Origin of the sequence: Bradyrhizobium sp. ISRA442 (genome assembly GCF_038085055.1) — a bacterium.
Classification (GTDB): domain Bacteria; phylum Pseudomonadota; class Alphaproteobacteria; order Rhizobiales; family Xanthobacteraceae; genus Bradyrhizobium.
On the sequence record NZ_JALGCN010000009.1, the window covers coordinates 111752 to 136155 of the forward strand.

The window sequence follows — 24404 nt, forward strand, 5'->3', positions numbered from 1 at the left end:
CTAGCCTTTGGTGCGAACGACGATCGCCCTCGCGCGAGGGTACATGTAAGCCTTGGGACGGACGTAAACCGGGCAGTAGTCGTCCCACTGGTATTGCTGCCAATTCCACTTCCAGCAGCCGTTCGCGATCTCGGGCTCGGGCTCGGGATACCAGTTCAGCCGGTACGGCTCATCACCAAAGGGGTATGGACCGCCCAGAGCGCTGGCGGAAGATGCATACATGCAGGCGGCGGCAGCAATCGCAATAAGGCATGACTTATACATGACTTTCTCCGAATGTGCCGGCATAGTGTCAAATCGCTACATCCATATCAAGTTCGGAAAACCCCAGCCAAAGTCGCGATCTCATTCTTCCGCAGCGCGCCAATGTAGCTGCGTCTGCCCAACGATCACTATTCTTAAGACCAAGATCTTCCTAAGACCGAGACGTTCCTAAGAACCAAGACTTGGGCGTGTCGCACGCCCCGAATACGGACCGGATTATTCGGACCGAACTTGCTGACGGACCTCGGCACCAATTGCGAGAGCCGCTCGGATCATTGCAACCGAAGTCATTCAGTCACCAGTCACCACGACACAAGTCTTGCTTCATGAAACAAACCATCTCCCTCAACGCGAAGCTTCGGTGGCCGGACGTCAAGGACCATTACGTCGTCATTTACGAGGGGCATGTGATCGGCAGCGTGTATCGTTCCGGAGACAGTTGGTCCTGGTCGATAAGCGTCCCGATGGCCTTGCCTGATTGGTCGGCCGGAAATGCTCCTACTCTGCGCGACGGCATCAAGGTACTTGGCAGCGCCTGGACCCGCATATTGAGTTCGACGAGCACCGAGCGCCTGCAGCGGGCGTGGGACCTCGAGAGAGCTGCCGAGCTTCGGAGCAAGGATTCCGGCTCCAACAAATAACGAACGGACCGGGTTCTCCGCATTGAAGCGCCAGAACCTCGGTCCCTCTCGTCAGGGCTTCGAAGGCTCGAGCCGGACCATCGAATTTGCGCCCGATGAGGCCGGGCGTGTGTCTCAATAGGCGCGCGCGAAGTCGCCTTCCTGCTTGATGTCGGTGAACACCGGAAAGCGTGCCTTCCACGGGCTTGCCTTGGCCGTCGTCAGATCGTTGAGCCGCTCGAGCACGGCAAGGCCGTCCTTGCGCAGGCTCGCGGCGACTGCCGCGCGGTCGGGGAAGTTCTTCAGCACGGCGTCGAGCCAGATCGTACGGCCCGCAAGGAATCCGCCCGCGCCCGCGGCATAGGCGAAGTCGAGCACGCGTTCGAATTTTTCCGGTGCAGCACCACCCGACAGCAGCACCCACGGGATGCTTCGTTCGCGACAGATATCGCCGATCGCATCGAATTCCTTCTGCGCGGCTTTCGCCTCCGCGCTGCCGTCGCGGGCCGGCAGGCTGTTGGCCGCAAGCGGGCTCTCCAGTTTCAGAAGATCGACGCCGTACTCCGGCTTGGCAAACTCACGCACGCTCTCGATGACGAGACCGGGAAGCTTGCCGGGCGATTCCACGTAGTCCGCGGTGTGATTGGCACTGCCGAGGAACGGATAGACCAACAACTCCAGGACATAAGGAATGTCGTGCCGGGCACAATCCTGTCCGATCTCGCGGACAAAGCGCTTCTGATGCTCGTTCACCACGGGGTCCGCATCCGGCCGGTACCAGGCCAGAACCTTGACGGCGTCGCCGCCCATGGCGCGGATCTTCTCGACGTTCCAATTGCTGATCGCCCGTGACTTGCGTCCGCCGGAGGTTTCGTCGACGCGGTGCTCCTCGAGCGTCATGATGAGACCGCAGCGCGGCGGCAAGAGATCGATCGCCGCGGGCACCGCGAAGTTCGGATCGAACAGCATCGAGCTGCAGTGCGGGGCGAGGTTCTCCACGAGGAGACGCTTCGCGGCCGTGACGTCGGAGTATTCGACCTTGTCCCGTGCAATCCCCCTCGCCCTCGCGATGGCGTCGAACAGTGGCGGCCGCTGATCCAGCGCGACCATGCGGAAGTGACCATCCGCGTCAGCCAGACGCGCCAGGCCGCGGTTCTTTCCAATCGTTCTCATGGCTTCGTCCTCATGAATGCAAGACACTCGTTGATGGTAGGGATTCCGTTGCGGCCGCCTGCGTGGCGGCATTTCATCGCTGCCGCCGCGGCCGAAAACGCCATCGCCTCGCGCACGTCGAGGCCGACGCCGATCGCAAGCGCGTAGGCGCCGTGGAAGACGTCGCCCGCGCCCGTGGTGTCAACGACATCGACGGCAAAGGCGGCTTGCCGATGCAGACGGCCATTCTCGTACCAGCTCACGCCGTCCTCTCCTCGCGTCACCGCGATGACGCGGCAATTGAAGCGCGCGAGCGCGGCCAGCGAGTCATCCCCCGCCGACCCGGCGAAGGGCGTGAGCGCGGGCTCGGAGAAGATCGCGTGGTCGGTCAGCGGCAGCAACCGCTCGAACACCTCGGCATCGGCCACGTCGCCGTCGAGCACCGTCGGAATGCCCCGGGCGCGCGCTTCGCGAAACAAGGTTGCGGCTCCCTCCGCCCAGCGCGGATCGGCCAGCACGCAAGAAGCGCGGGCGACCACCTCCCGCGGCAGCCAATCCGCAGCTTCCGGATAGAGACCACGGAAATTGACGATCTGCCGTTCGCCGGACCTGTCGACGATGATCCCGGAGACTGACGAACGGCCATCGACAAACAGCCGGAAGTTCTCGACATCGACGCCTTCAGCGACAAAAGCCGACCGCATCTCCTGCCCGGCCGCATCATTCCCCGCCCGCCCCCAGAACGCGACCGACGCGCCGAGCCGCGCAACCGCGACGGCAGCATTGGCGGCCATGCCGCCACCGAGCGTCGCATAGTCGAGGCTCTTGATCTTCTCGCTTCCACCGGCAAAGAGCCGATCGACACGCCAGATCTGGTCGAGCGCGGACAGCCCGAGGCAAATGACCTGAACGCGACGCGTCTTGGACGCGACGTCCGCCAGCGCCGACAGATTTGCAATGTTCACTGGCGAGCTCACCGCAGAACCTGCCCGTTGGCTGCGTCGAACAGGTGCGTCTTGCCCGGTTGCGAACGAAGGCTGAGCCGATCTCCGACCTTCGGCCGCAGCGCCGGATCGATCCGCGCGATGGCCGACACGCCGGCGAGATCGAAATGGATCAGCGTATCCGAGCCGAGCGGCTCGACCAGCTTGACCGTCACGGCGATGCCGTCGGCCATATCGGTGGTAACGGCAAAATGTTCAGGACGAATGCCGAGCACGGCGCTGCCGGCTTGCCGCAGCCGGTCTGCGGCCGCGCCATCCAACGGCAGCACCGTTCCGCCTTGCGAAAGGATCGCGCGCTCCTGTTGCCATTCGACCGGAAAGAAGTTCATCGCCGGAGACCCGATGAAGCCGGCCACGAACTGGTTTGCCGGCCGCTCGTAGACTGTCTCCGGAGTGTCGTATTGCTGGATCGTACCGCTCTGCAGGACCACGATCCGGTCGGCCATGGTCATGGCCTCGATCTGGTCGTGGGTCACGAACACCATCGTGGTCTTGAGCTCCTGCGACAGCGCCTTGATCTCGGCCCGCACCTGCCCGCGCAGCTTCGCATCGAGGTTAGACAGCGGCTCGTCGAACAGAAACGCCTTCGGATTGCGCACGATCGCGCGTCCCATCGCGACGCGCTGGCGCTGGCCGCCGGACAATTCCTTCGGCTTGCGGTCCAGGTAAGGCTCGATGTGCAGCAGCGCCGCCGCACGCTTGACCCGGGCATCGATCTCCGCCTTCGGCGTTCCCCGCAGCTCCAGCGCAAACGACATGTTGTCATAAACGCGCATATGCGGATAGAGCGCGTAATCCTGGAACACCATGGCGATGTCGCGCTGCGCGGCCTGCACGCCGTTGACGCGCTTGTCGCCGATGTAGAGATCTCCGGACGTGATCGGCTCGAGGCCTGCGATGATGCGCAGCAGGGTCGACTTGCCGCAGCCGGACGGGCCGACGAAGACAACGAATTCATGGTCCGCGATCTCCAGGTTGAGATCCGGGATCACGGTGAAATTGCCGTAGCGCTTGACGAGGTTGCGGATCGAGATCGAGGCCATGATCGCTAGTCCAGCGCCAATACCGGCTTGATCAGCTCGCCTCTGGCGAAACGCGCGAAATTCTCCGGCAGGGCCGACAGGCCGAACTCGCCATCGACGAGCACGCGATACTCGTCCTTGTATTGCCGCAACAACGCGATGTTCGGCTCGAAATCGGAGACCGGGAAGTAGAAGGTGCGGATCATGTAGAAGTCCTTGCGGCGGAACACCTTGCCCTCCTCGATGGTCCAGGGCGCCGCATTCTCGCCAACCAGCACCAGCGCGCCGCGCGGCAATACGAGCTCGATGCCGAGATTGCGGGCCGCATGCGCGCCGGAGCATTCCATGATCAGGGCGAAGCGCTCCGACGCATCGCCGACAGGATGCGCCTTGGCGCCGAAGGACTGCGCGATCCTCAGCCGCGTCGCATTCGGATCGGCAACGTGGACGTCGTCATAACCAAGGCTGCGGAGCGCCAGGACGACCCCCAGTCCGACCGGGCCCGCGCCCATCACCAGCACCGGCCCCGCATCGCTCGGCGCCACCACGCGGCTGACAAACCGCACGGCATGACCCGACGTGCCGATCACGTCGAGCAGGAGCGGCGCGAGACTATCCTCGATGTTGTCGGGCACCGGCAGCAGGCAGTTCTCCGGCACCGGCACATATTCGGCATAGCCCCCCGGCCTGTTCCAGCCGATCAGGCTCGACACCTCCAGGCACATCTGCGTATCGCCGCGCTTGCAGGCCGCACAGTGATCGCAGTGCAGCGGGATGTAGACGGCGCAGCGGCGGCCATGCAGGCGGTGACCGGGCTGCTCGACGACCCCGAAGATCTCGTGGCCTGCGGTGAACTCGGCGCCCTTGTGCCAGAGCTTGAAATCCGAACCGCACAGCGCGGTGCGCGAGACCCGCACCAGCACCTCACCTGCCAGGACGTCGGGCATCGCCACGCGCTCGATGGTGATGCGCTCGTGGCCGTGAAAGATCGCCGCCTGCATGATCGAATTCGGACGTGGTGATACGTTCATCAGATGCCTAGCCTTTCACCGCACCGAGCGTCAGCCCGGACACCAGCCAGCGCTGAACGAGAGCCGCCAGCACGAGCGGCGGCAATGCGATCAGCGTTGCCGCGGCCATGAGCGCGCCCCACTGCGTCGAGCCTTCGCCGATAAAATTGAAAGCCGCCGCAATCAGCGTCTTGCTGTCGCCGTTGGAGAGCACCAGCGCAAACAGGAAGTAGTTCCACGAAAATACGAAGGCGAGGATCGCCGAGACGGCGATGCCGGAGGCCACCAGCGGCAGCGCGATCCGCCAGAGAATGCGCGTGACGCTGCATCCGTCGACCTGCGCCGCCTCGAACACGCTGCGCGGGATGCCGTCGAACGACGGCAGCAGGACCCAGATCACGATCGGCAAGGTGATGACGGCGTGACTGAGGATGAGCGCCGTATAGGAACCGATCATGCCGATCTGCCGGAACATCACGTACCACGGCAGCAGGAACAGCGTGCCCGGTGCCATGCGCGCCGCAAGCGTCAGGATCGCCGGCCACGAGATCCGCGTCCAGGAAACGGCAAAGGCGGCAGGAATTCCGAATAGCAGCCCGAGTGCGGTCGAACCGACCGTCACGATGAGGCTGTTGAGAGCGTAGCTCAGGAACGGCGTCGTCTTCGTGAGCTCGACGTAGTTGTCCAGCGTGGGCGTGAAGACCAGCGTCGGCGGATAAGCCGTCACCTCGAAGGACGGCTTGAGGGAGGACAGCACCATCCAGACCGTGGGCGCCATGATGATTACGCCGGCGAGCACGAGCTGCAGCAGGTTGAGCCAGCGTATCCAGCGGTCGGTGGCGGCTGCGTCCGTCATGACATCACCACGCGACCGCGCCGCGCAGGCGGTTGCAGGCGAGCACCGCGCCGAACACGATCGCGGTCAGCGTCAGCATCAAGGCGCTGGCATAGCCGATGTTGAAGAATTCGAAGCCGACCCGGAAGCCGTAGATGTTGAGCGTGTTCGACGCGTTGCCGGGGCCGCCCTGGGTCGTGATGTAGATGATGTCGAAGAAGCGCAGGAGATCGACGCTGCGGAGTATGGCTGCGGTGACGATGGTCGGCAGCAGCAGCGGCAGCGTGATGCGCTGGAAGGTCTTGAACGCAGATGCGCCGTCGATCTGTGCGGCCTCGTAGACGCTGGGCGGCAAGGACTGCAAGCCGCCGAGGACAATCAGTGCGACATAGGGCGTCCACTGCCAGCTATCGATCAGCGCGACGGTCGGAACCACCCATGTCGGCGAGGCCAGCCAGTCCGACGGCGGCAGGCCGAACGACTGGAGGATATAGTTGGCCGCGCCCAGCGACGGGTCGAGGATCACGAGCCACATCATGCCGGCCACCACCGGCGGCATCATGAACGGTGAAATGAACAGCGAGCGCACGATGCCCGGCAGGCGTTTGGCGTGGAACAGGACCAGCGCCAACCAGACGCCGAACACGAGTTGCAGCGTCAGCGAGAGCACATAGAGCGCGATGGTAACCCAGAGCCCATGCCAGAACTCGTTGTCGGACACCAGCTTGGCGTAGTTCGCCAGGCCTACGAAGGATTGCTTGCCGGTCGATGAAAAGCTCTGGAAAGCGAGCCACACCGTATAGATCACCGGAAATGCGATCATCGCCACGGTGAAGACCACCGCCGGCGCCGAGAGCGCCGACAGTTCCAGCCTTTGCCGGTCCTGCGTCAATGTCGCAGCCGTGTCCGACATGCCTGCATTCCCTGATCCGTTGAGGCGCCGGCCGCATGAAGCAGACGGCGTTCTGTGCCGTTACTTCTGCGCAATCAGCGCGTCGAGTGCCTTGTCCGCGTCCGCGCAGGCCTGGTCGACGGTCTTCTGCTTCAGGATCAAGTCCTGCACGGCCTGACCGATGAATTCGCGCGACTCCGGGTTGGCGACGATGGGATAGCCGACCTCGGACGAGCCCTTGGTTGCGAGCACGTCGAGTGCCGCCTGCCACTCTTTCCGCACCGGCTCCTCGTCGATCCACTTGCGATACTCGGGATCGTTGGCGACCGACGGCCGCGGCGGTGCGATCCCCTGCAGCGCCATCTTCTTCTGCACCTCGGGGCTGGTCGCCCACTGCACGAAGTACCACGCCGCATCCGGCTGCTTGCTGTGCGAGGACACCGCCATGCCCCAACCGATCGTGGTCGGCACCTGGCCGGCCTCGCCCGCCGGGAACGGCAGCAGGCCGGTATCCTTGAGGCGCGCGCCGCCGTCCATCACGGTGCGCAATTCGTTGGACGATTCAAACGCCATCGCGGCGCGGCCGCTGCGATAGAGCGCGGAAATCTGCTGGAAGCTGTAGTTGACAACACCGGGCGGTCCGAAATCGCGCAGCAGGCGACTATAGGTATCGAGCGCCTCCTTGCCCTTGGCCGAGCAGAGGTTCGACTTGGCATTTGCGATGTAGCTGCCGCCGATATTGTGCAGCATGTTGCTGAAGGTGTAGGCAACCGCCGGCTTCAGGCCGCGCGACACGAACGGCGTGAGCGCGCTGTCGCATGTCTTGATCTTCTCCGCGGCTGCCTCGACATCCTTGATGGTCTTCGGCCGCTCGATGCCGCACTTCTTGAAGATGTCGGTACGGTAGTAGAAGATCGGCCCTTCGATGTTCATCGGCATGCTGGTCAGCTTGCCGCCGAAGGTCGCGGCCTTCAGCAGGGCCTTGCTCAAGCCGGCCGGGTCGTACTCCTTGGCAACTTCGTTCTTGGCCATCGCCGTGAGATCGGCATACCAGCCGGCAGCGGCAAACTGCTCGCCCTCGCGCGAGGGCAGCGTCATGAACGCGTCGACCTCGTCGCTATGCGCGTTCATCACCGTGACCAGGCGCTGGCGCATCTGCTGTTCCTGATAGCCGTCGACCTTCAGGGTCATACCGGTCAGCTTTTCGAAATCGGCCTTGTAGGTCAGGAGCGCCTGCGACACCGGATTGTTGTTGGCGAGAAAGGTGACGGTCTTGCCCTGAAACTTCTTCCAGTCGAAATCGGCCCCGTGCGCCTGCGCGCTAAGTGCGGCAACCGCAAGAACCGGCAACGCGAGGCGCGTCGCGAACATCCTGGCCTTCATCGAACTCTCCTCCCGGCTGGCCGCCTTAAGCTGACGGCACCTTTAATTGACGGCAGCTTTTTGCTGACGGCACTTTCTGAAAACGGTTACATCCTAAGCATCGGATCCGCCCTGTCAAGCGATGGACAAGCGACACGATATGCGGCAGATTCGCGACAAAATCGCTTGCCAGGCGGGTTCGCCAACCGGTATGTAACGTTACATTCATGACCGTGCCGATTGCCAGATCCGAGAAGCAGGGCATCCGCGCCGTTGCGGCCCGCGCCGGCGTGTCCACGGCGTCGGTCTCGCGCGCACTCAACAATCCCGACGCGGTGAGCCCGTCCTTGCGCGCGCGCATCGCGCAGGCAATCGAAGCCGTCGGGTACATCCCGCATGCGCCGGCTCGCATCCTGTCGTCGCGACGGTCGCGTACGCTCGGCGCGATCGTGCCCACGATCGACAACACCATGTTCGCGCGCGGCATCGCCTCACTGCAAAGATATCTATCCTCGGTGGGATACATGTTGTTCCTCACCACGAGCGGATACGATCTGGACATCGAGCTGCAGCAGGCGCGCAATCTGATCGGCCGCGGCGTGGACGGCCTGGTGCTTCGCGGCGACTGCCATCACGACGGGCTGCGCAAGCTGCTCGCGGACAATGCGGTGCCCTTCATCAACGTCGGCATCTATCAGCCCGACCGGCCCTACCCTTGCGTTGGAACGAACAACGAAGCCGCGGCCCATCGCGCGGCCGCACATGTCATCGAGCTCGGTCACCGACGGATCGGAATCGTCTCTGCTCTCCAGCGCAACAACGACCGTGCCAGCGCGCGTGTCGCCGGTTTTCGCCGCGCGCTTGCGGAGAACGGACTTGAACTCCCTCCGGAATGGCATGTCGAGGTGCCCTATACCTTGGACGACGCGCGCGAGGCGGCCCGCCATCTCCTGAACCTCCGCGATCGCCCGACGGCCGTGGTCTGCGGCAACGACGTCATCGCCTATGGCGTGCTGCTCGAGGCGGAGCGTAGCGGCTTTTCGGTGCCGCGTGATCTGTCGGTCGTCGGCTTCGACGATCTCGACTGGAGCCGCCATTTGCGACCGAGCCTCACCACGATTCATGTCCCAACCGACGAGACCTGGCAGCGCGCCGGAGAATACCTGGTGCGAAGCCTCGCGGGCGAGCAGACCATTATGCATCGCGAGATCGACTTTTCGCTGGTGGTCCGGGAATCGACGGCTTCGCCTCCCACAATCCTGAAGTGAGATCCACGCGATGAGTTCCAGCTTTTCCCTCGCCCCCGGCTTTCATGTCATCGTGATCGGCGGCGCCGGCGATATCGGTGCTGCGATCAGCAACCAGTTCTGCGATCTCGGGGCGACGGTGACCGCCACGGGCGTCAACGACGCCGATCTCGCGCGCTCCACGCTCAAGCCGCGCGCTGGACTTACCCTCGCGACTCTCGATGTCACGAGCGATGAAGCCGTCGCGTCATTCGCCCGGCAACATCAGCGCGTCGACGCGCTGATCAATTGCGCCGGCATTCTGGCGCGCGACAAGGAATACGAGATCGAGACCTTCATGAGGGTGCTCGATGTCAATCTCACGGGTACGTTCCGGACCTGCATGGCATTCCGCCCACTGCTGGCGGACAGCAAAGGGGCAATCGTCAATATCGCCTCGATGAATGCGACCCTGGCCCTGCCCCGGATTCCCGCGTACTGCGCCAGCAAGGGCGGCGTCGTGATGCTGACCAAGGCGCTGGCCCTTGCCTGGGCCGAGGATGGCATCCGCGTCAACGCAGTTGCACCCGGCTACATCGAGACCGCGATCAATGCCGCGGGCCGCACCGATCGCGCGCACTATCAACGTATCGCCGACCGCACCGCGTTCAAACGTTGGGGACAACCGGAAGACATTGCCGGTGCGGTCGCCTTCCTCTGCATGCCGGCCTCACAATACGCGACCGGAACGGTGGTCGCGGTGGATGGCGGGTTTCTCGCGGGGTAGCAGCCGCCCCGCAGCTTCTTTGCAATGGCTCGCATCGAACACCGAAGGGCGGGCACGGACATTCGATTACCGTGCAGGTGATGTCGGCTACGTCCCGATGTCGATGAGCCATTTCATCGAGAACACTGGCAACGAGCCATTGCGCTTCCTCGAGCTGTTCAAGGCGCCGCGCTTCGTCGATGTCTCGCTCGCGCAATGGATGGCGCTGACTCCACCCGAGCTCGTCGCGGCGCATCTGAACATCGAGCGCGCCGTGCTTGAGCAATTGCGCAAGGCGAAGCAGCCGGTCGTGTAGACCTTTGTCCGCGCTGGACGCGCACGCCTCGGCAGAGCAGCGAGGAACGATGTGACCGGACCGGGATCACCGGACACGAACACTCTACTTCGCAGACGTCACATTGGATGTACGACCTCCCCGTTCCGAAGCGGATTCAGCCGTGCTCTCGCGATCGGTCACCGCGGGGCTTGCGAACACGTCGCGGCCGGGGGGCTCCTGTGTCTTTCGCCACTGCGCCGGCGTGACACCCATATGGCTCTTGAAAGCGCGCTGGAATGCCGCCTCGGATTGATATCCGACCGCTTCGCCAACCGCTCCGGTCGAGATCGACGATGTCCTCAATTGGTTCGCGGCGAGGATCATACGGATGTCGGTCAGGAGACCACTCGGCGAGCGTCCGAGCTTCTCCTGAAATAGACGGGCGAGTGTCGCGCGCGACATGTTGCAGAGGCGCGCCAGCGCGGGCAGCGTCCACGCGCGTGCCGGCTCGTTGAACAAGGCGGCGACAGCCGGCGCCAGGCGGGGGTGGCCTGCAAGCGCAAGGAGCCCCCGTGGCGCGCCTCCGGTCTCGCTGGCGAGCCGCAGCACAAGCGCGAACATCGCCGTCGATAGCGCGTTCAGCATCGCAAGCCCGCCCAATTGGTCTTTCGCCGTCTCGCCGCGCATCAGGGCAACGAGGCCTGCGACCTGCCCCGCGCTGCCCCGCTGTCCGGCGTGAGCGCCGGCATTCACGATGAGGATCGGCGGCAGATAACTGCGCAGCAACCGATCGTGCGGCGGAGCGATCGCGAAATGTCCGCATAAGAGATCGAGGCGCTCGTCCGAGCCGGGATTTTCGCTGATCGTGAAGTTGAGAGCCGCGCGATTGCGGGCCTTGAGCGGCGCGGCCCCGCTGCCGTCATGCATGACGTGTCGTGGATTGCCGGGAAGCAGGAGGATGTCGCCGGTCTTCAGCAGCAGCGGCCGCCCTCCCGCTGGATTTTCCAGCATCGCAGAGCCGGCAAGCACTGCATGGTACGGGATTTCGTTCACCTCCCCAGGCCCCTGCTCGATTCGCCAGGGCGCGCCGTAGGCGCAGCGCAGGTCCAGACGACCGCGCACCGGCATCATTTCGAACAGCCGGCTAAGCCAATCCATCGCGCACCTCCTCCTCCTGCTGCTTGAGACGATTGAGCATGTATCAGAGCCATATCGGCATTAAAAGTCTCGTATCGGGACCCTACTGTCACTCCGTGATCGTTCACCACCTCAACCACGGAGTGCCACCATGTCTCGTCTTTCTGTCCCGAACCTCGAAGCCGATGCCGGTCCGTCCGGTCAGGTCTATGCCCAGATCAAGAAGACCGTCGGCAGCGTGCCGAACACGTTTGCAGCCATCGCCGCCCATGGCCCCGCTGCACTCAAGGCAATCCTCGCCGCCGATACGGTGCTCGCCTCCGGCAGCCTGACCAGGCCCGACAAGGAGCTTATCAAGCTCGTCATCAGCGAAGCCGCCGGCTGTGACTATTGTGTCGCCGCCCACAGCTACCTCGCCAAGCTCGCCGGCGTGAAGCCGGATGTGCTCAAGCAGATCCGCGAAGGCGAACTCACCGGCGATGCCAAGCGCGATGCGCTGGTCGGCTTCGTCCGCAAGCTCGCGCGCACCAGCGGCACCGTCAGCGACGAGGACTTCGCCGTGATTAAGGCCGCCGGCTATAGCGACGCGCAGCTCGTCGAGATCAGCCTCGCCTTTGCGACCACGGTGTTCACCAACGTCTTCAACCGCATCAACGACACCGAGATCGACTTCCCGGCCGTCGCGTAACGCGACTGCGCCTCGTCGATCATCCCAAAGGGATCACGACCATGACCACGCTTTTCAACACCGCAACAAACCCTCTCGTCCGCATGCTGCACAGGTCCGGCCTGCTCGCTGAGGACCTCGACTACCAGGTCGTCCGCGCCGCGATGGTGATCATGTTCTTCTTCTTCGGTTACCAGAAGTGGTTTCCTTACGAATTCGAACGACTGGTCCCGTTCATCAGCAACGGTCCGCTGATCTGGTGGCTCTATCCCGTGTTCGGCCATGCAGGCGCCAGCTATTTCCTCGGCGTCTCGGAATGGACATTCGGCTCGCTGCTGCTCGCGGGCTTCTGGAGCAAGCGGCTCGGCGTACTCGGCGCCCTGGGCTCGACCGGCACCTTCATCGCGACGGTTACCATCATTCCGTTCATGCCGGAGGGCTGGGACGTCGCCGCGGGAGGCTTCCCTGCCATGACAGGAAACGTGCCCTTCCTGATGAAGGACGTCGTTCTGCTCGCAGTCTCCCTCTATCTGCTGAGACAGGACGTGGTTCGCCTGACGCGGCAATAGGGTGGCACCTGCTGAGGGCGATACGTCGCCGGCGAGCTTTCCCGCTCGCCGACGATTGCGCGTCTGACGCTCTAGCGAGAGTGGCTGAACAGGTCCGTCGTGGCGTCATCGACTGCGATATCGACCAGCGCGGGACCGCTTGACGCCAACGCTTCGGTCAGAATGCGATCGAGGTCGCCGACATCAGTCACGCGCCGGCCTGGGCAACCGAGCCCCTTGGCGAGCGACACGAAGTCGAGCCCGGGCAAGTCGATCCCAGGCGGGCGATGTGCCTGCATGAGCTGGCTGAAGGCGCGCATCGCGCCATAGCCGGAATTGTTCATGATCACGAAGGTGATCGGCAACTTACGTTGCGCCGCGGTCCAGATTGCCTGCACGCAATACATCGCCGATCCGTCGCCGATCAGGCCCACGATGCGATGGTCCGGCCGCGCCAGCGCCACGCCGATGGACGCCGGCAGGCTGTAACCAAGCCCACCGCTCGCCATGGTGTAGAAGCTGTCCGCTCCCGGTCTCGGCAGAAACTGTTGAATGGCAGGACGATGCGACGGCGCCTCCTCCACCACGATCGCATCGCGCGGCATCAACTCCGATAGCCGGCTCAGCGCATAGGCGGGTGGAATCGGATTCGTCGCTGTGGGAATCACGGGCCGTGGGCGCGCGGCGGGCGCATCGCGCTGCGCGATCTCAGGCAGCGCCGACAGTAGCGCAGTGAGCGCCTTGGGGAGCGTGCTGATGATGGCGTCGCCGACAGCGGCGGATGCGGCCTCGGTCGGATCGTCGGTGATCTGCCATACCGGCGTTCCGTCGTCGAGCAGTTCGCATTGCCCCTCGACATGGAAGGTGAACACGGGCGCCCCGACCACGACGATCAGATCGGCCCCACGCAAGGCAAGGGCGAGCCCTCCTGGCACAGCCGGAAGGAAGCCCGCGAATTGCGGATGCAGTTCCGGAAAGCTCGACCGGCTCGACATCGGGCTTGCCCAGACGGGCGCCCTCACCCGTTCGGCCACCGCGACCATCGCCTCGACGCAGCCGTTGCGATCGACCTCGGGCCCGACCACGAATGCAGGCCTCTTTGCCGCTGCGATCGCCGCACCGAGCCGAATGATCGCAGCCGGATCCGGCGCAAACTCCATCGCGATATGGCGGACCGGCGGAAGCGACGCAGGACGCGCCCAATCATCCGACGGCACCGACACGAATGTCGGGCCGCGCGGATGCTGCATGGCGGTGAGGAAGGCTTGCGCGATGGCCGCGGGGACATCCTCAGGCCGCGCAGGCTCCGAACTCCATTTCACATAAGGCTTTGGAAACTGTTCGGCGTCCTCGGCGAAGAGGTAGGGCCGCATCCGCAGCAGGCTGCGCGCCTGCTGCCCCGCCGTGACGACCATCGGCGTCTTGTTGCGGAACGCCGTGAAGAGATTGCCGAGCGCATGGCCGAGTCCCGCGGCCGAATGCAGGTTGACGAAGGCGGGGCGTCCGGTCGCCTGCGCATAACCATCCGCCATGCCGACGACGCAGCCTTCCTGCAGACCGAGCACGTAGTCGATGTCGTCCGGCCAATCGTGCAGGAAGGCAAGCTCGGTCGAGCCCGGATTGCCGAAGACACGATCGACGCCGAAGGACCGAAGCACACCGAGGGTCGCTTCCCGAACCGTCAAAACTTTCGAATTCATGGACTGTCTTCCTGGCATGCTTCGTCGTGTCGTGGTGCGATCAGAAGGGATAATGCTGGGGCTGCGTCTCGATGGTGATCCAGCGCAGGTCGGTGAATTCAGCGATCCCGGCCTGGCCGCCGAAGCGGCCGTAGCCCGATCCCTTCATGCCGCCGAACGGCATTTGCGCCTCGTCATGCACCGTCGGTCCGTTGACATGGCAAATGCCGCTTTCGATGCGCTGCGCCACCGTGAGCGCACGCGCAACGTCCTTGCCGAACACGGCCGCCGAGAGGCCGTACTCGGTGTCATTGGCGAGCCGGACCGCATCATCCACGCCGCGCGCGCGGATCACCGAGACGACGGGGCCGAAACTCTCTTCGGTGTAGATGCGCATGCCGGGCACGACGCGGTCGAGCACCGTTGCCGGGACGACCGTGCCGGCGCGCTCGCCGCCCGCGAGCTTGACGGCGCCCTTGCCGGTCGCATCGTCGATCAGCGCAACCACGTGCTTGGCCGGCGCCTCGTCGATCATCGAGCCGACGACGACCGGACCGGAGCGCGGGTCACCCGCCGGAAGCGCGCTGGCCTTCTTGGCAAGCTTCTCGACGAACTGATCGGCCACGAGTTCATCGACGATCACGCGCTCCGTCGACATGCAAACCTGGCCCTGGTTGATGAAGGCGCCGAACACCACGGCCGCGACTGCGGCATCGAGATCGGCATCATCGAGCACAACGAGGGGCGCCTTGCCGCCGAGCTCGAGCAGCACGGGTTTGAGATGCCGGCCGGCGAGTTCGGCGATCACGCGGCCGACGCGGGTCGAGCCGGTGAAGTTGATCCGCCTGACGGCAGGATTGGCGATCAGACGTTCGACCACGGCGGGTGCATCGGCTGGCGCATTGGTCACGACGTTCACAACACCAGGCGGGAAGCCGGCATCCCTGAACACCTCTCCGATCAGTCGGTGGGTTCCGGGACAGATTTCGGAGGCCTTGAGCACTACCGTGTTGCCGCAGGCGAGCGGCGTTGCCACCGCGCGAACGCCGAGAATAATCGGCGCATTCCACGGTGCTATGCCAAGGCATACGCCGGCAGGCTGACGAACCGACATCGCAAGGCATCCCGGCTTGTCCGACGGGATCACTTCACCGGCAATCTGCGTGGTAAGCGATGCCGCCTCGCGCAGCATGCCGGTCGCGAGCTTCACGTTGAAGGCCGACCACACTTCCGTGGTGCCGATCTCGGCCATCATGATCTGGATGAACGCGTCACGCTTGGCCTCGAGCGCATCGGCTGCCTTCAGCAGCAGAGCGCGCCTCGCATTCGGGCCGAGCGCCGACCATTGCGCCAGCGCGGCGGAAGCCGCCGCCACCGCGGCGTCGGCATCGGAAGCCGTCGCGCCGGCCGCCCGGCTTGCAAGCTCTTGCGACAGCGGATTGCGCCGTTCGAACACCTTGCCGGTGGAAGCGGCCTGATCCTGCCCGTTGATCAGAAGACTGACGTCCATGAGAACCTCCCTTTTGTTGGCGCGGGCCTAGCCGAGCAGCCGCGATTTGCTGGTTTCGCGCGCAAAGCCGAGCGCGATCATCGCCGCGAGCGCGAGCGCGATGTAATATCCGGTGATCGCATAGGTCGTGCCCGTTTGCGCAAACAGGCTGGTGGCGACGAGCGGCGCCATACCGCCGCCGAGCACCGTTCCGAGCTGCTTTCCGATCGACACGCCGGTGAAGCGGATACGGGTCGGAAACAGCTCCGGGAAATAGCTGCCTTCGGTGCTGAACATCAGCGGATGGATCACGCCGGCGGCCAGGATCAGCGCCGCCGTCACCAGCAGCGTATTGCGGCTCGCGACCACGCCGTAGAATGCAAACATCGAGGTGGTTGCGAGCGCGACACCGGCGAGGAACAAGCGTTTCCGTCCGATCCGGTCGGACCACGCGCCGATGAGCGGCATGGCAATCAGGCCAACGAGGTTTGCGAACAGCACGGCCTGCGTGATCACATCCTTTTGGACGCCGAGCTGGCGCGTGGCGAAGGAAATGGTGAAGATGGCCGTGAGGTAGAAATAGGATGTCTGCGCCATCTCGGCGAAGAACACGATGAGGATCGGTCGCCAGTGTCCCCTCACCGCCTCGACGGCGGGCACGGCTTCAACTTCCCCCGCCTTGCGGAACGTCGCGCTCTCCTCGATGCGCAAGCGCATGTAGACGCCGAGCGCAACGAGCACCGCACTGATCAGGAACGGAACGCGCCAGCCCCAAGACAGCAGGTCCGCCTCCGGCAGCCGCGAGATCGCGAGCGCGGCAGAAGATGCGAGCACGACGCCGACGGGCCCCGCGGCCTGGATCACGGCGGCCGAGAAGCCGCGCTGGTGGCCGGGAGCCGTTTCGATCGCCATGAGGATCGCCGCGGTCGACTCGCCGCCGAGGGCAAAGCCCTGAAGGAAGCGCAACACGACGAGCGCGATGGTCGCGATCAGACCCGCGCTGGCGTAGGTCGGCAATAGTCCGATCGACATGGTCGCTAGTCCCATCATGAGCAGCGTGCACAACAGGACGGATTTGCGACCCAAGCGGTCACCGAAATGGCCGAACACGATCCCGCCGAGCGGACGCGCCAGGAATCCGACGGCGAACGTCGCGAAGACCGCGATGGTCGCCGTGAGCTGATCGAACTTCGGGAAGAAAAGCTGGTCGAACACCAGCGGCGCGATCAGGCCGTAGATGAAGAAATCGTACCATTCGATCGCGGTACCGATGGTGCCGGCGATCAGAATGCGCCGCCGGCTGCTTGCCGTCTGCTCGGCGCCGATAGCGGCGGCCGCATGATCGTCGTAGTCCTCGAGCGTCCTTGTCGTCAATTTGTCCTCCTCCGGTATCATTGTCGTTTTGTTGTTATTGCTGCGCGCCGCAGGTGGGTGCGGCGGCGGGTATCGATCAGCTTGCCAGACGCGCGCCCTCGCTCGCGCCGTGCCCAAGCGCGCGGGCAAGGACGCGCCCGATCATCCCGGCCTGTGATACGGTGCCGCGCCAGGCCACGATCTGGTCAGGACGTATGAGTGCGAGATCCGCCTCGTAGAGATCGCGCAAGGATCTCGGCAGCGTGACGAGTTTCACGTCGACACCAAGCGCGCGGACAGCCTCGGCGAACGGAGTGTGAGCGAGCACGACCTCCCCAAACTGAAGCAGCGTCCATTCGAACCCGAACAGGTCGTACAGGGACACGCCGTCCTCCAGCCACGCATGCGGCGCGCGGCCGCCGGGACAGGCGCTCGGGACATAGACATTTGCAGCGTCGGGCGGCGGCTGGCTGCCGTCGGAGACAATGACCGGCGAGCCGTCGTAACGTCCGCCGAAGGTAACGCCGGGGATGTTGAACTCGGCGCGGGCGTGCCGCTCGAGATAGATACCTGCCTTACGCCGCGCCTCGTCGCCTGCTTCCGTGGCGTCTTCGATCTCCGGCGCGGGCGCAAACAGACCGAGCGAGTCGGCGAAGCGGCGCGCATAATCGGTGTTGCGGAGTGCCACCGGACGCCGCTCCACCTCGTAGCTGTCGAGCAGCGCAGCCGGGCTCACGCCCTTGACGATGCTTGCGAGCTTCCAGCCGAGATTGACCGCGTCCTCGATCGCGGTGTTGTAGCCGAGCCCACCGGTTGGCGTGAACAGGTGCGCCGCGTCACCGCCGAGGAAGACCCTACCCCGCTGCATTCCGGTCGCGACCAGCGCGTGACCTGCGGTCCAGGTCAGGAACGAGAGCACGTCGCAATCGATCGGCGCGCCGCAGGCACGCTGGAACGCGGCCCTGGCCTCGTTGACGGCGATCGCACTCTCGTCTTCGTCGGGTCGGAGCTGCGTATGGAACGCGAATTCGTCGCGACCGTTCACGGACGCCATGAAGGCACGACGATCGCCATTGAAGCAGTTGTACATCCACGCCTTGGCGTGCGGGATGTTCGCGTAGAAATCAGGTGAACGGAGATAGACCGCCAGCATCCGCCCGCCCATGAAATCGCGCTGCGTTCCCGTCTCGCCGCCATAGACGATCCCGAGCGATTGCCGGACCATCGAGCGCGGCCCGTCGGCGCCGACCAGGAAATCGGCATGGAGCTGAAAGCGGCGACCATCATCGAGACATTCGATGTCGCCGACGATGCCCTCATCGCTCTCGGTGTAGCTGACCAGCCGATGACCGTAGTTGAGCTTTATTCCAGGGAGCCGTTCGGCATGCCGGCGCAGCACCGCCTCGACATATTTCTGCGAGACGCGATGCGGCAGTTCGGCGGCGCTCCAGGAGCCGGACATGCCCTTGATGAGCTCGCTCGCGCGTGACGATGACGGCAACGAAAACCGCGCCAGCTCATAGCCGGCATAACGGGTGAAGTACGCGACATCGGTCGGATAATCGGCAGGCAAGCCTTCTCGTCTGATCTCGTCGGCAAATCCCAGCCGCCGATAGTGCTCCATCGAGCGGGCCTGCGTCGCATTGGCCTGCGGATTGAACGCCGTCCCCGGCTTTTCATCGACCAAGATCGCGGACACGCCGCGGCGGCCAAGCTCGTTGACCAGCATCAGCCCGCATGGGCCCCCGCCTACGATGAGCACCGAGGCCGTCAGACGTATCTCCAAGACGCTTCTCCCTACCAGCATTATCCTGCATGGTAAGGTCGCCTGACGATATCGTCAAGTAGCCTGACTAATCTGCGTCGAGCGTATCGAACTTCGCGCCATAGACGGCGAGGCCCTTCAGGATCGCGTCCATCGTGGCCTTGCCGAGTTCGGCGCGCATTTCCTGTTCGGCAATGTCGACCGCATCGCGAAACGCATCTAACCATTTGATCCCGGCCGGCGTGAACATGACGATACGGGCGCGCCGATCTGTCGGATCGGCAATGCGATCGACGAGGCCGAGCTCGGCGCATTGATCGACCAGCTCACCCATCGCCTGCTTGCTCATGGATGCGCGGCGGGCAAGCTCGGTGAGCCTCGTCCCCTCCACATCGAGATTGCGGGTCAGGCTGACATGCGCGATGCGCGTTTCGTCGTGCCCCCTGTCGCTCATCAATTCGAGCACGCGACCTTCGAAACGTCGCACTGCGTTATTGAGCAGGCGACCGATATTGGCATGTCGCCACGCGGTGCCGGATGTCCTGGCTTTCAAATGGATGTGCCTTCTTGGAAGCAGTCTGAATTCGAGAATGTATCTTGCTCACTTCGTTGCATCCATCCAGATCCCCGGCTCCGAATGCTCGCGGATGTAAGTCACCAGGAAGTCTGAAAAGACCCTGATCTTGGCCGGCAGCCCGGCGCGGTTCTGATACGCGATGTTCATGGTGAGCAGAGGCAGCTCCCAATCCATCAGCACCGGGACGAGACGGCCCGCCGCGATGTCGCTCTGAACGATGTAGAGCGGCTGGATGAGGATGCCGAGCCCTGCCAGTGCCGCGCCGCGGATGACCTGGCCGTCATTGCTGTCGAGCGTCGGCGTGATGCGGATGGTCTGCGCTCCATTGCCTTTGCGCAGGCGCAGGGAATAGGGATCGTTGGCAAGGTTGTAGACCAGCATGTTGTGACGCGCGAGGTCGGCCGGCTGTTCCGGCCGGCCGCAGCTTGCGAGATAAGACGGCGCGGCCGCCAGCACACGGCGCATCTGCCCGATACGGCGCACGACGATGTTCGAATCCGGTTCCTGCTCGCGCGTCCGGATCGCCACGTCGATGCCCGCCTCGATGAAATCCGGGTATCGGTTCGCGGTGGTGATCTGCAGGTTGAGCTTCGGGTAGCGCGCGCGAAACGCCGGCAGCATCGGCGCCAGATAGATCACCGCAAAGGAGAGCGAGCTGGTGACGCGCAGCATGCCCTGAGGCGACAAGGCGCGATCGCTGACGATGTCCTCGGCTTCGGCCAATTCGTTCAGAACCGGACCGCAACGTTCGAGCAGCTCCTGCCCCGCTTCCGTCAACCACAATCGGCGGGTGTTGCGCTCGATCAGCCGGACTGCAAGGCGCTCCTCCAGCGCACCTAGATAGCGGCTGGCAGCCGCATTCGACATCCGCAGCGCCTCGGCGGCTTTGGAGAGGCTGCCGAGCTCAGCCGTCTTGGAGAACACTTCAAGCTGCAGCAAGCGGTCCATTTTTTCACATATCGAAAAAGAGACTTACAATTATTGGCCTTTATTTCCGTGTTCTGCAAGGCAAAATGCCGCGCAAACAAGCAGAGCGGCAGGCGAGGAATCAGGAAAATGTCGGGCCCGATCAGGCACATCGTGATGTGGCGGCTGCGCGGGGAAACCCCCGAGGAGCGCTCCGCCGCCCGGCTCAAGGTCAAGACCTTGTTCGAAGGCCTCAAGGGCCGGATCGACGGCCTCACCCACATCGAGGTCGGCGTCGACGTCAGCGCCGTCGATTACGCCTGCGACGTCGTGCTGTTCTCGGAGTTTGCCAATCAGGCCGCGCTTGCCGCGTACGCCAACCATCCGGAACATCTGCGCGTGCGCGAGGCGCTCGGCGACTTGCGAACCGGTCGCTTCCAGGTCGATTATCCCATCAAAGAGACCGGCACATGATCGGTTCGTTCACCTTTGAAAACCTCCCCTGCCGTGTCGTGTTCGGCACCGGGACGCTCGCCGCGGCCAAAGCCGAGGTCGAGCGACTCGGCGGCAAGCGCGCGTTGGTGCTGACGACGCCGCAGCAGGAGACGCAGGGCAAAAGCCTCGGCGCGGCGCTTGGCCCACTCTATGCCGGCATCTTTCCCGGCGCGACCATGCATACGCCGGTCGACGTCACGGAGCAGGCGCTTGCCGCCATGAAGGCGTGCGATGCCGACTGCGTCGTGTCGCTCGGCGGTGGATCGACCACCGGCCTTGGCAAGGCGCTGGCCCTGCGCACCGGCGTCAACCAGCTCTGCATTCCCACCACTTACGCCGGATCGGAGATGACGCCGATCGTCGGTCAGACCGAGAACGGCCTGAAGACCACGGTGCGCGATGCTGCGGTGCTGCCTGAAACCGTGATCTACGACGTCGATCTCACCTTGACGCTGCCGGTGAGCCTCACTGCGACCTCCGGCATCAACGCGATCGCGCATGCGGTGGAAGCGCTTTACGCGCGCGACGCCAATCCCGTCACCTCGCTGATGGCGGAGGAAGGCATCCGCGCACTCGCGCGCGCCCTGCCCGCGATAGCCGCCAAGAGCGACGACCGCGAGGCGCGCACCGAGGCGCTCTATGGCGCCTGGCTGTGCGGCGTCTGCCTCGGCACGGTCGGTATGGCGCTACATCACAAGCTCTGCCATACCCTCGGCGGCACCTTCGATTTGCCGCACGCCGAGACGCACACCATCGTGCTGCCGCATGCGCTGGCCTACAACGCACCCGCCGTGCCCGATGCGATGGCGCGCATCTCGCGCGCGATCGGCGCCGCCGATGCTTCGCGTGGACTCTACGATCTGGCGAAGCGGCTGAATGCAAAGCTTGCGCTGCGCGATGTCGGCATGCCCGAGGGCGGCATCGACAAGGCGGCTGATCTCGCGGTCACTAACGCCTACTGGAATCCGCGCCCGCTCGAGCGCAATGCCATCCGCGACCTGATCGCGCGTGCCTGGGCCGGCGATCCGCCGAGCGCAACCAAAACGGCGGCTTGATTCGATGCGACGCACGCTGATCAAATCCGCCGTCGTCATCAGCATGGATGACAGGATTGGCGATCTTCGCACCGGCGACGTGCTGGTCGAGCGAAATCGCATCGTTGACGTCCGTCCATCGATCGATCTCGGCAGCGGCACGGCCGACACCGAGATCGTGGACGGTACGGGGCGCATCGTCATCCCCGGCCTTATCAACGCGCATATGCACACCTGGCAGACGGCGCTGCGCGGCTACGCAGCGAACTGGACCCTGCTCGAATATTTCCGCCGCATGCATGCCGGCCTCGCAACCGTGTTCCGGCCCGAGGACATCTACATCGCGACGCTGGTCGGCGCGCTGAACCAGATCAATTGCGGCACCACCACGCTGGTCGACTGGTGTCACAACAATCCGACGCCCAACCACACTGACGCCGCCGTGCGCGGCCTGATCGAGAGTGGCATCCGCGCCGCCTTCTTCCACGGCTCACCGAAGCCCGAGCCGAAGCCTGGCGAGCCGCATTTCTCTGAGATTCCGCATCCACGCCGCGAGGTCGAGCGGTTGCTGGCAGGCCCCCTCGCCGACCGCGACGGTCTCGTTACGGTTGGACTCGCCATTCTCGGCCCGCACTATTCGACGCTCGATGTCGCCATGCATGACTTCCGCCTCGCGCGGGAACTCAACCTGATCGCATCGATGCACCAGGGCGGCGGTCCGGCCAAGACGCCCGGCGGCTGGGAGAAGCTGATCGAGGCGCGCCTGGTCGGCCCCGGCATCAACATCGTCCATGGCAACGACCTGCCTGACGATCTCCTCGATCGCCTGGTCGGTCTCGGCGTGTCGTTCTCGGTGACGCCGGAGAACGAGATGATCCAGGGCCACGGCTTTCCGATCACCGGACGGCTCTTCAAGCGCGGAGTGCGCCCGACGATCGGCATCGATCTCGAATCCGTGCTGGCTGGCGATCTCTTCTCGGCCGCGCGCGTCGCGCTCTCGATGCAGCGGGCGCTCGACAACGCTGAGACACGCAGGGCCAACGGCACGATTCCGGCGACCACCACGATTCCGGCGCGCGAGGCGCTGCACTGGATCACGACGGAAGGCGCGCGCATGCTCGGCCGCGAGGACCAGATCGGCTCGCTGACACCGGGCAAACTCGCCGACCTCGTCATCATCAATGCGTCCGATCTCAATCTCTTCCCGGTGCACGATCCCGTTTCCACCGTCGTGATGCAGACGAGCCTCGCCAATATCGAGGCCGTCATGATCGGCGGCACCTGGAAGAAACGGAACGGTCGGCTGCTGGTTGAGGGGCTGGAGACGAAGAAAGCGCTGCTCGCGCAATCCGGCCAGCGGCTGGTGCAGGACATCGAACGACAGGGACGCGCCGCCTAGCGGCGCCAACGGACAACAACAATGACAGACGCTTCGAAGAATGTCGCCTTTATCGGGATCGGCAAGATGGGCCTGCCGATGTCGGTGCTCGTCGCCAAGGCCGGCTACGCCGTGACCGCCTTCGATCAGAGCGCCGCGCGGCTCAACGAGGCGCGCACGCAAGGCATTTCGACAGCCGCTTCGCCCACTGATGCGGTGAACGGCAGGGCTGCGGTCGTCACGTCCCTGCCCGATGACGCGGCGTTGCGCGCCGTGATGCTCGGCCCCACCGGACTCATCGGCGCGATGGCCCCTGGCGCCGTGCTGATCGAGACCAGCACCGTAAGCGCCGAGGCGTCCGCCGAGGTCGATGCGGCCGCGCAGGCGCGCGGCGTCATCTACCTGCGCGCGCCGGTCTCCGGCAATGCCAGCATCGTTCACACCGGCGCGCTGACCTGCTTCGTCTCGGGCCCCAAGGACGCCTTCGAGCGCACAAAACCGCTGTTCGCCGCCTTCACCCGCGCCCAGACCTATCTCGGGCCCGGCGAAGAGGCGCGCTACGCCAAGCTCGCCGTCAATCTGATGATTGCAGTCTCCGCAGCCATGATGGCCGAGAGCCTGGCGCTGGCACGCAAGGGCGGCATCGCCTGGCAGGACATATTGAAAGTGCTCGACGACAGCGCGGTCGCCTCGCCGATGGTGAAGTACAAGACCGCACCGCTCCGGACCCGCGATTTCGAGTCCACCTTCTCCTGCAAGCAGATGGCGAAGGATCTCGATCTGATCTTAGGGGCCGGCCACGCCGTCGGCGTGCCGCTGCAGCTCGCGGCCCAGGTGCGCGAGACCTACGGTTCGCTGGTCGCGCAAGGCGACGGCGAGACCGACTTTATCGCAACCGTCAAGCATCTCGAGCGGCTGTCCGGCCTCGGCGAGCCCAAACTCTGAT

The 24404-nt window shown here is 64.4% G+C and carries 25 protein-coding genes; 10 read left to right on the forward strand and 15 right to left on the reverse strand.

Annotated features, from left to right (window positions below):
• Positions 1 to 264: a hypothetical protein gene (locus MTR72_RS20170; protein WP_280964752.1), complete on the reverse strand. Its 264-nt coding sequence runs from the start codon at positions 262 to 264 to the stop codon at positions 1 to 3.
• A 326-nt stretch (positions 265 to 590) separates the two neighbouring features.
• On the opposite strand from MTR72_RS20170, the gene MTR72_RS20175 reads away from it, so the two are divergent.
• Positions 591 to 905 carry a hypothetical protein gene (locus tag MTR72_RS20175; protein ID WP_280964753.1) on the forward strand — a complete coding sequence of 105 codons (315 nt, stop codon included), beginning with the start codon at positions 591 to 593 and terminating at the stop codon, positions 903 to 905.
• A 114-nt stretch (positions 906 to 1019) separates the two neighbouring features.
• Here the strand turns inward: MTR72_RS20175 and MTR72_RS20180 are convergent, their stop codons facing one another.
• From MTR72_RS20180 to MTR72_RS20210, 7 genes are read right to left on the reverse strand one after another with little or no spacing between them, the layout of a single operon-like run.
• A complete protein-coding gene (locus MTR72_RS20180) occupies positions 1020 to 2057 on the reverse strand; it encodes a tagatose 1,6-diphosphate aldolase (RefSeq protein ID WP_280964754.1) in 1038 nt (345 codons plus the stop codon).
• Entirely contained in the window at positions 2054 to 3001 is a 948-nt protein-coding gene (locus MTR72_RS20185) for a sugar kinase (RefSeq protein ID WP_341510869.1), read from the reverse strand. Before MTR72_RS20185 ends, MTR72_RS20180 begins: the two co-directional genes overlap by 4 nt.
• Positions 3002 to 3009: 8 nt before the next feature.
• On the reverse strand, positions 3010 to 4083 hold the full coding sequence (locus tag MTR72_RS20190; protein WP_280964756.1) for an ABC transporter ATP-binding protein: 1074 nt from the start codon (positions 4081 to 4083) through the stop codon (positions 3010 to 3012).
• A 5-nt stretch (positions 4084 to 4088) separates the two neighbouring features.
• Positions 4089 to 5093, reverse strand: a complete 1005-nt coding sequence (locus tag MTR72_RS20195) for an alcohol dehydrogenase catalytic domain-containing protein (protein WP_341510870.1) — start codon at positions 5091 to 5093, stop codon at positions 4089 to 4091.
• Positions 5094 to 5100: 7 nt separating this feature from the next.
• Positions 5101 to 5928, reverse strand: a complete 828-nt coding sequence (locus MTR72_RS20200; protein ID WP_280964758.1) for a carbohydrate ABC transporter permease — start codon at positions 5926 to 5928, stop codon at positions 5101 to 5103.
• 4 nt (positions 5929 to 5932) lie between these two features.
• Positions 5933 to 6820, reverse strand: coding sequence for a carbohydrate ABC transporter permease (locus MTR72_RS20205; protein ID WP_280964759.1), 888 nt, complete (start codon positions 6818 to 6820; stop codon positions 5933 to 5935).
• Between the two features lie 60 nt (positions 6821 to 6880).
• The gene (locus MTR72_RS20210) at positions 6881 to 8182 is read right to left on the reverse strand and encodes an ABC transporter substrate-binding protein (protein WP_280964760.1); all 1302 of its coding nucleotides are present in this window, start codon (positions 8180 to 8182) and stop codon (positions 6881 to 6883) included.
• 206 nt (positions 8183 to 8388) lie between these two features.
• Between MTR72_RS20210 and MTR72_RS20215 the strand changes: the two genes are divergently transcribed.
• From MTR72_RS20215 to MTR72_RS20225, 3 genes are read left to right on the forward strand one after another with little or no spacing between them, the layout of a single operon-like run.
• Positions 8389 to 9429 (forward strand): LacI family DNA-binding transcriptional regulator, encoded by a 1041-nt coding sequence (locus MTR72_RS20215; protein WP_280964761.1) that lies wholly within the window; start codon positions 8389 to 8391, stop codon positions 9427 to 9429.
• Positions 9430 to 9439: 10 nt separating this feature from the next.
• A complete protein-coding gene (locus tag MTR72_RS20220; RefSeq protein ID WP_280964762.1) occupies positions 9440 to 10174 on the forward strand; it encodes an SDR family NAD(P)-dependent oxidoreductase in 735 nt (244 codons plus the stop codon).
• A 19-nt stretch (positions 10175 to 10193) separates the two neighbouring features.
• A complete protein-coding gene (locus tag MTR72_RS20225) occupies positions 10194 to 10469 on the forward strand; it encodes a cupin domain-containing protein (RefSeq protein ID WP_280964763.1) in 276 nt (91 codons plus the stop codon).
• A gap of 84 nt (positions 10470 to 10553) precedes the next feature.
• Here MTR72_RS20225 and MTR72_RS20230 read toward each other — a convergent pair whose 3' ends face one another.
• Entirely contained in the window at positions 10554 to 11588 is a 1035-nt protein-coding gene (locus tag MTR72_RS20230; protein WP_280964764.1) for an AraC family transcriptional regulator, read from the reverse strand.
• A 130-nt stretch (positions 11589 to 11718) separates the two neighbouring features.
• On the opposite strand from MTR72_RS20230, the gene MTR72_RS20235 reads away from it, so the two are divergent.
• Both MTR72_RS20235 and MTR72_RS20240 read left to right on the forward strand, forming a co-directional pair.
• A complete protein-coding gene (locus MTR72_RS20235) occupies positions 11719 to 12255 on the forward strand; it encodes a carboxymuconolactone decarboxylase family protein (RefSeq protein WP_280964765.1) in 537 nt (178 codons plus the stop codon).
• Positions 12256 to 12296: 41 nt separating this feature from the next.
• Positions 12297 to 12803: a YkgB family protein gene (locus MTR72_RS20240; RefSeq protein ID WP_280964766.1), complete on the forward strand. Its 507-nt coding sequence runs from the start codon at positions 12297 to 12299 to the stop codon at positions 12801 to 12803.
• A gap of 71 nt (positions 12804 to 12874) precedes the next feature.
• Here the strand turns inward: MTR72_RS20240 and mdlC are convergent, their stop codons facing one another.
• The 6 genes from mdlC to MTR72_RS20270 all read right to left on the reverse strand — a co-directional run bounded on the left by mdlC (position 12875) and on the right by MTR72_RS20270 (position 20593).
• Positions 12875 to 14482 (reverse strand): benzoylformate decarboxylase, encoded by a 1608-nt coding sequence (gene mdlC / locus MTR72_RS20245; RefSeq protein ID WP_341510871.1) that lies wholly within the window; start codon positions 14480 to 14482, stop codon positions 12875 to 12877.
• Positions 14483 to 14522: 40 nt separating this feature from the next.
• Positions 14523 to 15971, reverse strand: coding sequence for an aldehyde dehydrogenase (locus MTR72_RS20250; protein WP_280964767.1), 1449 nt, complete (start codon positions 15969 to 15971; stop codon positions 14523 to 14525).
• Between the two features lie 27 nt (positions 15972 to 15998).
• Positions 15999 to 17324, reverse strand: a complete 1326-nt coding sequence (locus MTR72_RS20255) for an MFS transporter (RefSeq protein ID WP_280964768.1) — start codon at positions 17322 to 17324, stop codon at positions 15999 to 16001.
• A 76-nt stretch (positions 17325 to 17400) separates the two neighbouring features.
• Positions 17401 to 19110: an FAD-dependent oxidoreductase gene (locus tag MTR72_RS20260; RefSeq protein WP_280964769.1), complete on the reverse strand. Its 1710-nt coding sequence runs from the start codon at positions 19108 to 19110 to the stop codon at positions 17401 to 17403.
• A 46-nt stretch (positions 19111 to 19156) separates the two neighbouring features.
• Positions 19157 to 19621 carry a MarR family winged helix-turn-helix transcriptional regulator gene (locus tag MTR72_RS20265; RefSeq protein ID WP_280964770.1) on the reverse strand — a complete coding sequence of 155 codons (465 nt, stop codon included), beginning with the start codon at positions 19619 to 19621 and terminating at the stop codon, positions 19157 to 19159.
• A gap of 48 nt (positions 19622 to 19669) precedes the next feature.
• Positions 19670 to 20593 (reverse strand): LysR family transcriptional regulator, encoded by a 924-nt coding sequence (locus tag MTR72_RS20270; protein ID WP_280964771.1) that lies wholly within the window; start codon positions 20591 to 20593, stop codon positions 19670 to 19672.
• A 108-nt stretch (positions 20594 to 20701) separates the two neighbouring features.
• Between MTR72_RS20270 and MTR72_RS20275 the strand changes: the two genes are divergently transcribed.
• The 4 genes from MTR72_RS20275 to MTR72_RS20290 are packed head-to-tail and all read left to right on the forward strand — an operon-like array spanning position 20702 to position 24403.
• Positions 20702 to 21025, forward strand: coding sequence for a Dabb family protein (locus MTR72_RS20275; protein ID WP_280964772.1), 324 nt, complete (start codon positions 20702 to 20704; stop codon positions 21023 to 21025).
• Positions 21022 to 22101, forward strand: a complete 1080-nt coding sequence (locus MTR72_RS20280; protein WP_280964773.1) for a maleylacetate reductase — start codon at positions 21022 to 21024, stop codon at positions 22099 to 22101. The genes MTR72_RS20275 and MTR72_RS20280 overlap by 4 nt, the downstream gene beginning before the upstream one ends.
• 4 nt (positions 22102 to 22105) lie before the next feature.
• A complete protein-coding gene (locus tag MTR72_RS20285; protein ID WP_280964774.1) occupies positions 22106 to 23479 on the forward strand; it encodes an amidohydrolase family protein in 1374 nt (457 codons plus the stop codon).
• Positions 23480 to 23500: 21 nt separating this feature from the next.
• A complete protein-coding gene (locus tag MTR72_RS20290; RefSeq protein ID WP_280964775.1) occupies positions 23501 to 24403 on the forward strand; it encodes an NAD(P)-dependent oxidoreductase in 903 nt (300 codons plus the stop codon).
• Position 24404 lies beyond the last annotated feature (1 nt).

Coding starts and splice junctions, on each gene's coding strand:
- MTR72_RS20180 (WP_280964754.1), bottom strand. CDS start 2,057: ATGAGAACGATTGGAAAGAACCGCGGCCTGGCGCGTCTGGCTGACGCG.
- MTR72_RS20235 (WP_280964765.1), top strand. CDS start 11,719: ATGTCTCGTCTTTCTGTCCCGAACCTCGAAGCCGATGCCGGTCCGTCC.
- MTR72_RS20290 (WP_280964775.1), top strand. CDS start 23,501: ATGACAGACGCTTCGAAGAATGTCGCCTTTATCGGGATCGGCAAGATG.
- MTR72_RS20250 (WP_280964767.1), bottom strand. CDS start 15,971: ATGGACGTCAGTCTTCTGATCAACGGGCAGGATCAGGCCGCTTCCACC.
- MTR72_RS20270 (WP_280964771.1), bottom strand. CDS start 20,593: ATGGACCGCTTGCTGCAGCTTGAAGTGTTCTCCAAGACGGCTGAGCTC.
- MTR72_RS20200 (WP_280964758.1), bottom strand. CDS start 5,928: ATGACGGACGCAGCCGCCACCGACCGCTGGATACGCTGGCTCAACCTG.
- MTR72_RS20215 (WP_280964761.1), top strand. CDS start 8,389: ATGACCGTGCCGATTGCCAGATCCGAGAAGCAGGGCATCCGCGCCGTT.
- MTR72_RS20190 (WP_280964756.1), bottom strand. CDS start 4,083: ATGGCCTCGATCTCGATCCGCAACCTCGTCAAGCGCTACGGCAATTTC.
- MTR72_RS20170 (WP_280964752.1), bottom strand. CDS start 264: ATGTATAAGTCATGCCTTATTGCGATTGCTGCCGCCGCCTGCATGTAT.
- MTR72_RS20280 (WP_280964773.1), top strand. CDS start 21,022: ATGATCGGTTCGTTCACCTTTGAAAACCTCCCCTGCCGTGTCGTGTTC.
- MTR72_RS20285 (WP_280964774.1), top strand. CDS start 22,106: ATGCGACGCACGCTGATCAAATCCGCCGTCGTCATCAGCATGGATGAC.
- MTR72_RS20195 (WP_341510870.1), bottom strand. CDS start 5,093: ATGAACGTATCACCACGTCCGAATTCGATCATGCAGGCGGCGATCTTT.
- MTR72_RS20275 (WP_280964772.1), top strand. CDS start 20,702: ATGTCGGGCCCGATCAGGCACATCGTGATGTGGCGGCTGCGCGGGGAA.
- MTR72_RS20205 (WP_280964759.1), bottom strand. CDS start 6,820: ATGTCGGACACGGCTGCGACATTGACGCAGGACCGGCAAAGGCTGGAA.
- MTR72_RS20240 (WP_280964766.1), top strand. CDS start 12,297: ATGACCACGCTTTTCAACACCGCAACAAACCCTCTCGTCCGCATGCTG.
- mdlC (WP_341510871.1), bottom strand. CDS start 14,482: ATGAATTCGAAAGTTTTGACGGTTCGGGAAGCGACCCTCGGTGTGCTT.
- MTR72_RS20260 (WP_280964769.1), bottom strand. CDS start 19,110: ATGCTGGTAGGGAGAAGCGTCTTGGAGATACGTCTGACGGCCTCGGTG.
- MTR72_RS20210 (WP_280964760.1), bottom strand. CDS start 8,182: ATGAAGGCCAGGATGTTCGCGACGCGCCTCGCGTTGCCGGTTCTTGCG.
- MTR72_RS20220 (WP_280964762.1), top strand. CDS start 9,440: ATGAGTTCCAGCTTTTCCCTCGCCCCCGGCTTTCATGTCATCGTGATC.
- MTR72_RS20175 (WP_280964753.1), top strand. CDS start 591: ATGAAACAAACCATCTCCCTCAACGCGAAGCTTCGGTGGCCGGACGTC.
- MTR72_RS20230 (WP_280964764.1), bottom strand. CDS start 11,588: ATGGATTGGCTTAGCCGGCTGTTCGAAATGATGCCGGTGCGCGGTCGT.